General features: G+C 69.2%; 13 protein-coding genes. 12 read left to right on the forward strand and 1 reads right to left on the reverse strand.

Translation table 11 applies throughout. From position 1 onward, the window contains the following. Positions 1 to 211: 211 nt before the first annotated feature. The 11 genes from ACP93_RS17305 to ACP93_RS17355 all read left to right on the forward strand — a co-directional run bounded on the left by ACP93_RS17305 (position 212) and on the right by ACP93_RS17355 (position 10,516). Entirely contained in the window at positions 212 to 1,036 is an 825-nt protein-coding gene (locus tag ACP93_RS17305; RefSeq protein WP_048491906.1) for a 2-keto-4-pentenoate hydratase, read from the forward strand. Positions 1,037 to 1,070: 34 nt separating this feature from the next. After that, the gene (locus tag ACP93_RS17310) at positions 1,071 to 2,066 is read left to right on the forward strand and encodes a TRAP transporter substrate-binding protein (protein ID WP_048491907.1); all 996 of its coding nucleotides are present in this window, start codon (positions 1,071 to 1,073) and stop codon (positions 2,064 to 2,066) included. A 10-nt stretch (positions 2,067 to 2,076) separates the two neighbouring features. Further along, positions 2,077 to 2,595: a TRAP transporter small permease gene (locus tag ACP93_RS17315; protein ID WP_048491947.1), complete on the forward strand. Its 519-nt coding sequence runs from the start codon at positions 2,077 to 2,079 to the stop codon at positions 2,593 to 2,595. Between the two features lie 2 nt (positions 2,596 to 2,597). Further along, positions 2,598 to 3,881 (forward strand): TRAP transporter large permease, encoded by a 1,284-nt coding sequence (locus tag ACP93_RS17320; RefSeq protein ID WP_048491908.1) that lies wholly within the window; start codon positions 2,598 to 2,600, stop codon positions 3,879 to 3,881. Between the two features lie 188 nt (positions 3,882 to 4,069). Next, positions 4,070 to 5,128, forward strand: coding sequence for a LacI family DNA-binding transcriptional regulator (locus ACP93_RS17325; protein ID WP_010343057.1), 1,059 nt, complete (start codon positions 4,070 to 4,072; stop codon positions 5,126 to 5,128). A gap of 592 nt (positions 5,129 to 5,720) precedes the next feature. Beyond that, on the forward strand, positions 5,721 to 6,110 hold the full coding sequence (locus tag ACP93_RS17330; protein WP_048491909.1) for a VOC family protein: 390 nt from the start codon (positions 5,721 to 5,723) through the stop codon (positions 6,108 to 6,110). Positions 6,111 to 6,268: 158 nt separating this feature from the next. Continuing rightward, on the forward strand, positions 6,269 to 7,123 hold the full coding sequence (gene kduI / locus ACP93_RS17335) for a 5-dehydro-4-deoxy-D-glucuronate isomerase (RefSeq protein ID WP_048491910.1): 855 nt from the start codon (positions 6,269 to 6,271) through the stop codon (positions 7,121 to 7,123). A gap of 56 nt (positions 7,124 to 7,179) precedes the next feature. Next, entirely contained in the window at positions 7,180 to 7,935 is a 756-nt protein-coding gene (gene kduD, locus ACP93_RS17340) for a 2-dehydro-3-deoxy-D-gluconate 5-dehydrogenase KduD (protein ID WP_048491911.1), read from the forward strand. Positions 7,936 to 8,040: 105 nt separating this feature from the next. Beyond that, on the forward strand, positions 8,041 to 8,697 hold the full coding sequence (locus ACP93_RS17345) for an RpiB/LacA/LacB family sugar-phosphate isomerase (protein ID WP_048491912.1): 657 nt from the start codon (positions 8,041 to 8,043) through the stop codon (positions 8,695 to 8,697). Between the two features lie 155 nt (positions 8,698 to 8,852). Beyond that, positions 8,853 to 9,929, forward strand: a complete 1,077-nt coding sequence (locus ACP93_RS17350) for a cupin domain-containing protein (RefSeq protein ID WP_048491913.1) — start codon at positions 8,853 to 8,855, stop codon at positions 9,927 to 9,929. A 248-nt stretch (positions 9,930 to 10,177) separates the two neighbouring features. Further along, the gene (locus ACP93_RS17355; protein WP_048491914.1) at positions 10,178 to 10,516 is read left to right on the forward strand and encodes a hypothetical protein; all 339 of its coding nucleotides are present in this window, start codon (positions 10,178 to 10,180) and stop codon (positions 10,514 to 10,516) included. A gap of 63 nt (positions 10,517 to 10,579) precedes the next feature. Here the strand turns inward: ACP93_RS17355 and phhA are convergent, their stop codons facing one another. Then, on the reverse strand, positions 10,580 to 11,470 hold the full coding sequence (gene phhA, locus ACP93_RS17360) for a phenylalanine 4-monooxygenase (RefSeq protein ID WP_048491915.1): 891 nt from the start codon (positions 11,468 to 11,470) through the stop codon (positions 10,580 to 10,582). A 126-nt stretch (positions 11,471 to 11,596) separates the two neighbouring features. On the opposite strand from phhA, the gene ACP93_RS17365 reads away from it, so the two are divergent. Beyond that, positions 11,597 to 12,076: an Lrp/AsnC family transcriptional regulator gene (locus tag ACP93_RS17365; RefSeq protein WP_048491916.1), complete on the forward strand. Its 480-nt coding sequence runs from the start codon at positions 11,597 to 11,599 to the stop codon at positions 12,074 to 12,076. Positions 12,077 to 12,291: the final 215 nt, after the last annotated feature.

Raw genomic sequence — 12,291 nt, forward strand, 5'->3', positions numbered from 1 at the left:
ATGTTGCCATCCCGAATCCCGAATCCCGAATCCCGAATCCCGAATCCCGAATCCCGAATCCCGAATCCCGAATCCCGAATCCCGGCCGCACCGCGGCCCAGCCCTTTGCCGCACCGCACATTGCCAATGACACCGGTTTACCATATACAACGGCGCAGCGCGCTGTCGATGCGCGGCGCAGCAATTCCGATCCCCCCCATTCCTTGCGGAGATGCCCTTGAGCCTTCCTTCCGGCCCGTCGCAGACGCCACCGCCCGCGTTGGCCGACATCGCGGCCCGCTTCGTCCAGGCCCGCCGCCAGGGCCGGGCGCTGCCTGATTTCCCCGGCGTCATCCCCGACGACCTGGAGACCGCCTACCGCGTGCAGGACCTGGCGATCGCGCAATGGCCGGACCGCGTGGTCGGCTGGAAGGTCGGCTACATCGCCCCCGAGCGCCGCGACCATTCCGGGGACGAGCGCCTGTTGGGCCCGATCTTCGCCGCTGCGCTGTGGAATGCTACCGGTGGAACAGCGGACATCCCGGTGTTCGACGGCGGCTTCGGCGCGGTCGAGGCCGAGTACGTGCTGCGCCTGGACGCGGACGTGCCGGCCGACCAGCTGCACTGGACCCCGGAGCAGGCCGCGCAGGTGCCGGCGACGCTGTTCGTCGGCGTCGAGGTGGCGAGCAGTCCGCTGGCCACGATCAACCAGCTGGGGCCGCGCGTAGTGATCTCCGATTTCGGCAACAACAACGGCCTGCTGCTGGGGCCGCAGGTGCCCAACTGGACCACGCTGGACGAGACCGCACTGCGTGCCGAGACCTGGATCGAGGGCCGATGCGTGGGCACCGGCGGCGCCACGCTGCTGCCGGGCGGGCTGCGCGCGGCGTTCGCATTCGCGCTGGCGCGTTCGGCCAGGCGCGGGCGGCCGCTGCGCCGCGGCGAGCTGATCGCTACCGGCAACGCTACCGGCATCCACGACATCGCCATCGGCCAGCAGGCGACGATCCGCTTCGACGGCTATGGCGAACTTCACTGCAGGGCGGTCGCGGCCTAGGCTGCGACGGCAATGACGCGCGGGAGGGCGCAGCATGATCACTCGTAGACGATTCCTGGGTGCGGGACTCACCGCCGCGGCGGCGGCCGGCGTGCCGCTAGGCGCGCTGGCGCAGCGCGGCGACACCCGCCTGCTCACCGCCACCGACGTGCACGTGGCCGACTATCCCACCGTGGAGGCGGTGCGCTGGTTCGGGCAGACCCTGGAGCAGAAGACCGGCGGCCGCCTGCGCCTGCGCCAGTACCACTCCGGCCAGCTCGGCCGCGAGTCCGAGGCGATCGACATGGCCCGCTTCGGCGCCATCGACATCACCCGGGTGTACTCCGGCGCGCTCAACAACACCTTCCCGCTGACCCAGGCGCTGTGCCTGCCGTACGTGTTCGACTCGGTGGCGCACCTGCGCCGGGCGATCGACGGTCACGTCGGCGACAGCATCCTGCGCAGCTTCGAGCAACGCGACCTGGTCGGGCTGGCGATCTACGACTCCGGCGCGCGCTGCTTCTACAACACCAAGCATCCGCTGCGGCAGCCCAAGGATCTGCACGGGCTCAAGCTGCGCGTGGCGTCCTCGGACATCTTCCTCAAGCTGATGCGCATGCTCGGCGCCAACCCGACGCCGATGTCGCTGGGCGAGACCTTCTCGGCGATGGAGACGCACATGATCGACGGCGCCGAGAACAACATGCGCAGTTTCCAGTCCAGCCGCCACTTCGAGGCCGCGCACTACTGGTCGCAGAGCGACCACTCCTACGCGCCGGACGTGCTGGTGATGTCCAGGCGCAGCTTCGAGACGCTGGCACCGGACGAGCGCACGCTGGTGCTGGAGACCGCGCGGCAATCGGTGACGGTGATGCGCCGGCTGTGGGACGCCTCCGAGGCGCAGGCGCGGCAGCAGGTGATCGACTACGGCGTGGCCATCAACGAGGTCGACATGCCCGCCTTCCGCAAGGCCGCCGCGCCGCTGCTGGCCGAATACCGGCAGCAGCCGGAGATCGAAGCCCTCTACCGCCGCATCCGCGATTTCGCCTGAGCCCATGCCGATGACCGACCACGACCCCGCCCTCCCGGTGCCGCCGCTGCAGCGGCTGCTGGACCGGATCGCCAACCTCGCCATCGGCACCGCTGCCGCCGCCCTGCTCGGGCTGGTGGTGGTGCAGGGCTGGCAGGTGTTCACCCGCTACGTGCTCAACGACTCGCCGAGCTGGACCGAGCCGGTGACGCTGCTGCTGCTGAGCACGGCGATGAGCCTGGGCGCCGCCGCCGGCGTGCACACCCGCCGCCACTTCGGCTTCTTCCTGCTGGCCGAGACGCTGCACGCCAATCTGCGCCGCGTCATCGACCTGCTGCGCCCGCTGCTGGTGGCCGCCATCGGCGCGGTGATCGCGTGGTGGGGTGCGGTGCTGCTGCTGGACGGGCTGGACATCAAGATGGCCGGCGCGCAGATGCCGCAGAGCATCAACTACCTGCCGCTGTCGATCGGCGGCGCGCTGATGAGCGTGTTCGCGCTGTACCAGGCCTGGCGGGTGCTGCGCCCGGGCACCACCATGGGGAGGAACTGAGCATGGCCATCGCCATCCTGTTGGGATTGTTCGTGGTGCTGCTGCTGATCGGCGTGCCGGTGGCGTATGCGCTGGGCGCGGCGGCGCTGGCCACGCTGCTGTATCTGGACCTGCCGGCGGTGGTGTTGGTGCAGCAGATCTCCGCCGGCAGCGGCTCGGCGTCACTGATCGCGATCCCGTTGTTCATCTTCGCCGGCGAACTGATGCTGCGCGGCGGCATCTCCGATCGCCTGATCGCGCTGGCGTCCTCGCTGGTCGGGCGCATGCGCGGCGGCCTGGGCCAGGTCAGCGTGCTGTCCTCGCTGTTCTTCGGTGGCGTGTCCGGCTCGGCCATCGCCGACGTCTCGGCGGTCGGCGGCACCATGATTCCGCAGATGATCAACCGCGGCTACGACCGCGACTACGCGGTCAACGTCAGCATGACCGCGGCGCTGGTGGCGCTGCTGGTGCCGCCCTCGCACAACCTGATCCTGTTCTCGGCCGCGGCCGGCGGCGGCCTGTCGATCGCCGACCTGTTCGCCGCCGGAATCGTGCCGGCGCTGCTGATGACCGCGGCGATGATGATCACCGGCTATGCGGTGGCGCGCTCGCGCGGCTATGGCACCGAGGCGTTCCCGGGCTGGCGCGCGGTGGCGTTGCGCCTGGTCGGCGCGCTGCCGGGCCTGGGCCTGGTCGCGCTGATCTTCGTCGGCATCCGCGCCGGCATCTTCACCGCGGTGGAGAGCGCGGCGATCGCGGTGGTGTATGCGCTGCTGGTCACCGCGCTGCTGTACCGCCAGCTGCGCTGGGCCGAGTTCTTCGCCGCGGTGACGCATGCCGCGCGCACCACCGGGGTGATCCTGTTCGTGATCGCCACCGCGGCGGTGTTCGGCTGGTTGCTTGCCTACCTGCAGGTGCCGGCGGCGGCGGTGCACTTCCTGCAGTCCATCGCCCACAGCCAGCACACGGTGCTGCTGATGATCGTGGTGATGCTGCTGTTGCTGGGCATGTTCATGGATCTGGCGCCGAAGATCCTGATCTGCACGCCGATCTTCCTGCCGGTGGCCAAGGCCTACGGCATCGACCCGATCCATTTCGGTCTGGTGATGGTGCTGGCCGGCGGCATCGGCCTGATCACCCCGCCGGTGGGCTCGGTCCTGTTCATCGGCACCTCGATCGGACAGATCACCGTCGCCCAGAGCATGCGCACCATCTGGCCGTTCTGGCTGGCGGCGCTGTGCGTGCTGCTGATCGTGGCGTTCTTCCCGGAACTGTCGCTGTGGCTGCCGCGCGCGCTGCGCGCCTGAACGAGCCCGCCGACGTGCGACAGGCGGCGATCCGCGTGCCGTTCACGCCGATCGCCGCTGCCGGCGCAGGCCCTCGGGTCCCGGGTCCCGGGTCCCGGCATGGTGCGCTTACACCGCTTCCATGACCGTGCGCTGGAGCGAGCATGACACCCAGTAGAATCCCCTCTCTTTCGTCCGGTTTTCCGTCCATGGCGCCGAACAAGCCCCGTCCCGCCGATGCTCCCGCTTCCGCCCACGGCAAGGCCGCGACGATCAACGACATCGCGCGCCTGTCCGGGGTGTCGAAGAAGACCGTATCGCGGATCATCAACAACTCGCCGCTGGTGCGCAAAGACACCCGCGAGAAGGTCGAGGCGCTGATGCGCGAGGTCGGCTATGCGCCGGACCCGCTGGCGCGCGGGCTGGCCTTCCGGCGCTCGTTCCTGATCGGCATGGTCTACGACAACCCCACCGCGCAGTACATCGTGGACATGCAGTACGGCGCGCTGGACGCGCTGCGCGGCTCCAGCTTCGAACTGGTGGTGCACCCCTGCGACAGCCGCAGCCCGGGCTACATCGAGGGCGTGCGCCGCTTCGTGCAGCAGCAGAAGCTGCACGGGGTGATCCTGGTGCCGCGCGCCTCCGAGGACCAGGCGCTGGCCGACATGCTCGCCGGCATCGGCGTGCGCTACACCCGCATCGCCTCGCTGCCGCTGGACGACACCTCGCAGATGGTGGTCACCCACGACCGGGACGGTGCCGCCGAGGCCGCCGACTACCTGCTGTCGCTGGGCCACCGCGACATCGCCCTGATCACCGGTCCCAGCGCCTACCGCTCCGCGCACGAGCGCACCGCCGGCTTCATCGACGCACTGACCCGGCGCGGCATCGAATTGCCGCCGGCGCGCATCGTCGAGGCCGGCTACACCTTCGAATCGGGCGTGGCCGCGGCGGAAAAGCTGCTGCTGGGCAAGCAGCGGCCCAGCGCGATCTTCACCGGCAACGACGAAATGGCCGCCGGCGTGTACAAGGTCGCGCTGCGCGCCAACATCAACATCCCGCGGCAGCTGTCGATCATCGGCTATGACGACAGCCCGCTGGCCTCGCGGCTGTGGCCGTCGCTGACCTCGGTGCGCCGGCATACCCGCGACACCGGCCGCACCGCCGCGGCCATGCTGATCCAGCCCGAGGGCACGCCGTCGCTGGCGGTGGCCAGCGTGCGACCGCACCTGATCGTGCGCGACTCCTGCCAGCCGCCGGAAGACTGAGCGCGGCGGCGCGGCGGGCTACCGGCGCGCGCGCGACGCCGGAGCGCGTGGTGGCGAGCGGAGGTGTTGGCCTGCCAGGTGCTAGCGGAGACAGGCATGATCCGTGATTCGCGATCCGTCGCTGCGGGAGTGGATTCAGCGATCTGCGATACGGGTGCCAGGCGTATTGGAGTCAGCGGTCAAGCGGCCGCGACAAGCGAAGCTGAGAGCCGACTGACACCCTCCGTCGTCGGGACTGAAGTCCCTCCCACAGTGCACCCGGCGGGCTCGCCGCAAGCCCCTGTGGGAGCGGCTTCAGCCGCGACGCGCACGAACGAAACTGCCGTGGCGAACGATCCCCAGGGGACCGGGAGCCGTTCCCAAGCAGCAGTGAAGCGCCCGCTGACCGCGGGGCGTGGGCGTTTCAACGCCATCCATGCGTCGCACCCACATTTCGGCCAGGGCACGTGTCCCGCCCCCCGCCTCCCCACCCGCTGCAAACGGTCTACACTGCCCGCCGACCGTGCGGACACCGCTCCGCCCATCGAAGGCCCGCCCCGTTCCGGCACCGTCCGGGCGGACCCACGCGGCCTTCCTGCGAGGAGCCTTCGCCATGTCGTCCCCTGTGCCTGCCGCCACCGCGGTCCGTTTCGGCCGCCTGGCGCCGACCGTCCCCGTCGCCGACATCGCCCGCGCCGTCGCCTTCTACACAGAACGGCTGGGTTTCCGCAGCGTGTTCCAGAACGGCAGCCCGGTCGGTTTCGTGATCCTGAAGAAGGACGACGCCGAACTGCACCTGACCCTGCGCCCCGACCACCGCGGCAGCACCAGCAACGTCGCCCACCTGATGGTCGACGACGCCGCGGCCCTGTACGACAGCCTGCAGGCGCAGGGCGTCCGCATCATCAAGGCGATCCGCGATGCCGACGTCGGCCTGCGCTGCTTCGTCTTCGCCGACCCCGACGGCAACCGCATCGACGTCGGCCAGCCGCTGCCGCGCTGAGCCACTGCGCCGCCACGCGGCGCAGTGCCTTCCATCCCCAATCCCCACTCCCCAATCCCGGCCGTTCGTGCACTGCGGAATGACACCGGTTTACCAGACCCGCTAGACTGTCCTCCGTGGCGGGCTGCCACATGCCGTCGCCTGCACTGGAGCGCCCCATGTCCCTGTACTGCAAGACCCACTACGCGACCCATCCCGACGTGATCAAGGGCGCCAGCAACGACCAGTTGCGCGACCTGTACCTGCTCGATGGCCTGTTCGTCGACGATGCGGTGACCCTGAAGTACACCCACTACGAGCGCTTCGTGCTCGGCGGTGCCGCCCCGCGCACGCGGGCGCTGACGCTGCCGGCGCAGACCGAACCGGCCTCGGCCGCCGGCCACCCGTTCCTGGAGCGGCGCGAGCTGGGCGTGATCAATGTCGGCGCCGGCAGCGGTACCGTCACCGTCGACGGCACCGCGTATCCGCTGGGCCCGAAGGACGGCCTGTACGTGGCGATGGGCAGCGCCGAGGTGGTGTTCGCCTCCGACGACGCGGCCACGCCCGCGCAGTTCTACCTGGCCTCGACCCCGGCGCACGCGCGCTTCACCACCAAGCGGCTGTCGATCGCCGAGGCGGTGGCGCTGGACCGCGGCGCGCTGGAGACCAGCAACGAACGCACCATCTACCAGTACATCGTGCCGGCCACCTGCCAGTCCTCGCAGCTGCTGCTGGGCCTGACCGTGCTCAAGCCGGGCAGCGTCTGGAACACCATGCCGCCGCACCTGCACGACCGCCGCAGCGAGGTCTATTTCTACTTCGACCTCGGCACCAACGACCGCGTCTACCACTTCATGGGCGAGCCGGACGCGCAGCGCCACATCGTGGTGCAGAACAACGAGGCCGTGGTGTCGCCGCCATGGTCGATCCACATGGGCGCCGGCACCGCCAACTACGCCTTCATCTGGGCGATGGGCGGCGAGAACCTCGACTACACCGACATGCACGTGCTGGACATCTGCCAGCTCAAGTAGGCCGCCGTTACTCGCCCCTGTCCCTGCCATCCGCATCCCTTCTAGGAGCCCCCGCAATGACCCATCCGTTCAGTCTCGAAGGCAAGGTCGCCCTGGTCACCGGCGCCAACACCGGCCTCGGCCAAGGCATCGCCGTGGCGCTGGCGCAGGCCGGCGCCGACATCGCCGCCGCCGGCATCCAGGCGCCGACCGAGACCGAGGCCAAGGTCACCGCGCTGGGCCGCCGCTTCATCGCCATCGAAGCCAACCTGATCAGCATCGAGCCGGTGCAGCGCATCCTCGACGAGACCCTGTCCGGGCTCGGCCGTCTCGACATCCTGGTCAACAACGCCGGGCTGATCCGTCGTGCCGATGCGGTGGACTTCAGCGAGCAGGACTGGGACGACGTCATGAACGTCAACATCAAGTCCGCCTTCTTCATGTGCCAGGCCGCCGGCCGCCACTTCATCGCCCAGGGCAGCGGCAAGATCATCAACATCGCCTCGATGCTGTCGTTCCAGGGCGGCATCCGCGTGCCCTCGTACACCGCCAGCAAGTCCGGCATCGCCGGCATCACCCGCCTGCTGGCCAACGAGTGGGGCGCCAAGGGCGTCAACATCAACGCCATCGCCCCGGGCTACATGGCCACCGACAACACCGCGCAGCTGCGCGCCGATGCCGCGCGCAACCAGGCGATCCTGGACCGCATCCCGGCCGGCCGCTGGGGCGTGCCGGAAGACCTAGGCGGCACCGCGGTGTTCCTGGCCAGCAGCGCCTCGGACTACGTCAACGGCACCGTGATCCCGGTCGACGGCGGCTGGCTCGCCCGCTAACCCTCTTCCTTCTCCCTTCGGGAGAAGGTGCCCGTAAGGGCGGATGAGGGTGCGACTACCGCCGAATTATCCCAACCAAACACATCCCCCACCCAAAGGACCCCCATGAAAATCGCCCTAATGAACGAGTTCAGCCAGGCCGCCAAGAACCCGGTGATCCTGCAGCAGCTCAACGACGTCGCCACCGCGCAGGGCCACAGCGTGTTCAACGTCGGCATGGACGGCGACGCCGACCACCGCCTGACCTACATCCACCTGGGCATCTGCGCCGGCCTGCTGCTCAATGCCGGCGCGGTGGACTTCGTGGTCGCCGGCTGCGGCACCGGCCAGGGCGCGATGATGTCGCTCAACGCGCACCCGGGCGTGTTCTGCGGCTACTGCATCGAGCCGACCGATGCCTACCTGTTCGCCCAGGTCAACAACGGCAACGCGCTGGCGCTGGCCTTCGCCAAGGGCTACGGCTGGGGCGCGGAGATCAACGTGCGCTACATCTTCGAGAAGGCCTTCAGCGGCGAGCGCGGCATGGGCTACCCGGCCGAGCGCCGCGAATCGCAGCAGGCCAACGCCGGCATCCTGACCCAGGTCAAGCAGGCCCTGGCCAAGTCCTACCTGGACGGCCTGCGCGCGCTGGATCCGGAGCTGGTCAAGCAGGCCGTGGGCGGCGCGCGCTTCCAGCAGTGCTTCTTCGACAACGCCAAGGACGCCGAGCTGCGCGCCTTCGTCGCCGGCGTGCTGGGCAAGGCCGACGCCGCCGCGGCCTGATCGCAGGTGCGATGCTCGCGCCCCTCTCCCACGGGAGAGGGGTTGGGGTGAGGGCCGAAGGATCGGCCGACGCCTACCGCGCTGCCCCCTGTCTGTCTGGCGTGATTGCGTCGACCGACGCGGGTGCCAGGCAGCCCCAGCGCAGCGGAGTGCCCATGCGCCTGTTTCTGTCCGCATTGCTGTTGTTCGTCGCTGGCGTCGCCTGCGCCGAACCGCAGCGCATGTTCATCGTCGGCGATGCCGTTGCTGCCGAGGTCGGCCCCGCGCGCGCGCCACAGGCCGGCTGGGGCCAGGTCTTGCAGAGCTACCTGGATCCGAACGCGTGGCAGGTGCGCAATCACGCCGGGGACGAGCGCAGCGCGCGCCGCTTCACCGCCGAAGGTCCGCTCGACACGATCGCCAGCGAACTGCGTCGTGGCGACGTGGTGCTGATCCAGTTCGGCCACGATGACGTCAAACGCGAAGACTCCAGCCGCGATGACGACCTGCAGCAAACGGTTGCCCGCGCGCTGATGCATGCACGCGCCAAGGGCGCCACGCCCGTGTTGGTCACGCCGGTGGCGCGACCGTCGTTCATGGAGGGTGTGCCGCTGGATACCCCCGCGCAGGACATCCAGGCATTGCGACGGCTGGCGAGCACGCAGCAGGTCGCGCTGATCGACCTCGACGCCAGCAGCCGGGTCTGGCTGCGTGCGCTGGGCGAGCGGGGGGCGCGTCCTTACCTGTTCGTTCCCGAACAGGACCCTGCCGTTGTCAGCCGTTTCAGCATCGCCGGCGCAAACGCCCTGGCCTGCCTGGTGCTGCGCGATGTGGTGCAGGCGCTGCCCGCGTTGCGCCCGGCGCTGGTGCGCGATCTGGATTGCGACGTGGTGCGCCCCGCCCATGCATCGGCGCAATCGCAGGTGCTGCACGAAGACGCGCTGGCCCGGGACCAGCCCGGCCCGCATGGCGGCGCAGGGCCGACCACGGCCTATCCGTTCTTCGCCGATGTGCAGAACCTGCCATTCGTGTTGCGCAAACGCGTGCTGCACAAGGGCGCCGGCATCGGCCTGCATCCGCAGCACAAGGACGAGATCTATTACATCGTCAGCGGCCGCGGCAGCTACGTGGTGGACGGAACCCAGTACGATGTGCGCGCTGGCCATGCCTTGCTGACCCGTGCCGGCAGCACCCATGCGTTGCAGCAGGTGGGCGATGAGCCGTTGGTGCTGTTGCTGGTGTATCCGCGCTGACGGCGTTGCCGCTCGGATCGCGGCATATCATCGGCACCTGGGTGGTGTTCGGCGCGCGCTTGGCGCACGTACCCTCACCCCAACCCCTCTCCCGGCGGGAGAGGGGCGTGCCTGCGCCGCCTGCATTGCGCAATCGGCATGCGCGCGATGCGATCTCAGGCGGTAGCCGAGTGCGGAGACCGGCGCGCGGGGCGAGCCTTGCGGACGCAGCCGCTTCGCATGCTGCGACATCCACTCGGGAGACTGCCATGCACGCCAGCAAACGCCTTTCGTTCCTCGCCGCCGCCTGCCTGCTCTGCTGCGCCGCCCCGGCGCTGGCCAACAGCAACTGGGACCTCGAATTCGAATTCCAGAACGCCGGTGGCCGACCCACCGTCGCGAACATGCGCACCTACATCCTCGGCTGCGTGCCGGCGCGTAGCGTCGTCGGCGTGCCGCTGCCAGCGGGTCCGCAGGGGCCGTTCAAGCTGACCACGTCGCCGATCCGTGGCAGAGAGGTCAGCGACAGCGCCCTCTACAATTACTTGAACGGCTGCAACCTGAAACCGGCCAGCGTGACCGGTATCGCCGTCATGGGCGACGACTGAGCGCGCAGTGCGCCCAGGCGACGGTCGCGTGCGGGCAGGCCCGCCGCGACCGTTGTGCGCCTCTCAGACGTCGCCGCCGTCCGCCCAGCCTTCGCCGCTGCCGGCATGGAACACGCGGTCCTGCGCCTGCACCTGGCCGGCCGGCAGGTGCGCCTGGTCCGCCAATGCCGCATAGATCGGGGTGAAGTCCGGCGAGGTCGCCTGCATCAGCTGTTCGAAGCTGTCGATGACGAAGTAGGTCTTCTGGTAGGTGTCGATGCGGTAGCGGGTGCGCATGATCCGCTGCAGTTCGAAGCCGATACGGTTGGGCGCGTCCGACTCCAGCGAATACAGCGATTCGCCCTTGGAGGACACGATGCCGGCGCCGTAGATGCGCAGGCCGTCGGGGGTGTCGATCAGGCCGAACTCCACCGTGTACCAGTACAGCCGGGTCAGGTTCTGCAGCGCGTCCGGGCCGATCGCGTGCGCCTTCACCCCACCGCGGCCATAGGCCTGCATGTAGTCGGCGAACAGCGGGTTCATCAGCAGCGGCACGTGGCCGAACAGGTCGTGGAACAGGTCCGGCTCGGCGATGTAGTCGATCTGCTCGGGACGGCGGATCCACCAGGTCACCGGAAAACGGCGGTTGGCCAGGTGGTCGAAGAAGTCCAGTTCCGGCAGCAGCCCTTCCACGCCGACCAGGGTCCAGCCGGTAGTCGCCTGCAGCACCGCGTTGAGTGCGTCGAAGCGCGGGATCGCCTGCGGACTCATGCCCATCGCGTCCTGCGCCTGCAGGAACTCGTCGCAGGCGCGGCCGACCAGCAGCTCGCGCTGACGTGTGTACAGCGTGCCCCAGGTGGCGTGGTCGTCGGCGCTGTAGTTGTCCCATGGCTGGGTCACCACCGCGGTGGTGTAGACCGGCACGTAGCCCTTGTCGGTCTGCTGGTGTTCGACGCGGCGCGGTGCGGTGTCCATGGTCGAGGCTCCGGAAGGGAATGCCACGATGGTAGGCGCGCGGGCGCGCAATGAGCTTGCGAAGTTGCAGGGATCTGCGCTGTGCGCGCAAGATTGTTGCGTAGAATCCATGTTGCAGAGCAATAAATGACTCAATCGCCCACGTTCGACCGCACCGACCTGCGCCTGCTCGCCCTGCTGCAGCGGCAGGGCCGCGCCAGCAATGCCGAGCTGGCGGCGCAGGTGAACCTGTCGCCCTCCGCCTGCCTGCGCCGGGTACAGCGGCTGGAGGCCGAAGGCGTGGTCGCCGGCTACGCGGCGCGGCTGGTGCCGGCGGCGATCGGCCTGGGCCTGCAGGCCTTCGTTCGCGTGCAGCTGGAGAAGCACGGCCAGAGCGGCATCGCCCATTTCGCCGACAGCGTGCAGGGCTGGGACGAAGTGGTCGCCTGCCATGCGCTGACCGGCGACATGGACTACCTGCTGCACGTCTACGTCCGCGATCTGGCGCACTTCTCCGCGTTTCTGCTGGACAAGTTGCTCAATGCCGCCGGCGTCGCCGACGTTAATTCCAGCTTCGTGCTGCGCACCGTCAAGGACTTCGCCGGCCTGCCATTGCCGCGCGGCTAATGGCCCGATGCTGATGTGCCGCCGCGTGTCGGTACATGGCAGCCCTTGTTAAGTTGTTGCTAACGATTTACATTTGCGTTCTGCGACGGCCATCCACGGCCACAGCCCTCCGCCAGCCCTGCCGGGCCAGCCACGCCGGTTTTCCGCCGTGGAGCGCGGCTGCGCCTGTCCCTTTCCTGTCACCCGCGGCGCGACCGTGTCGCCCCGTGCCCAAC

Source organism: Xanthomonas sp. NCPPB 1128 (genome assembly GCF_001043115.1).
Lineage (GTDB): Bacteria > Pseudomonadota > Gammaproteobacteria > Xanthomonadales > Xanthomonadaceae > Xanthomonas_A.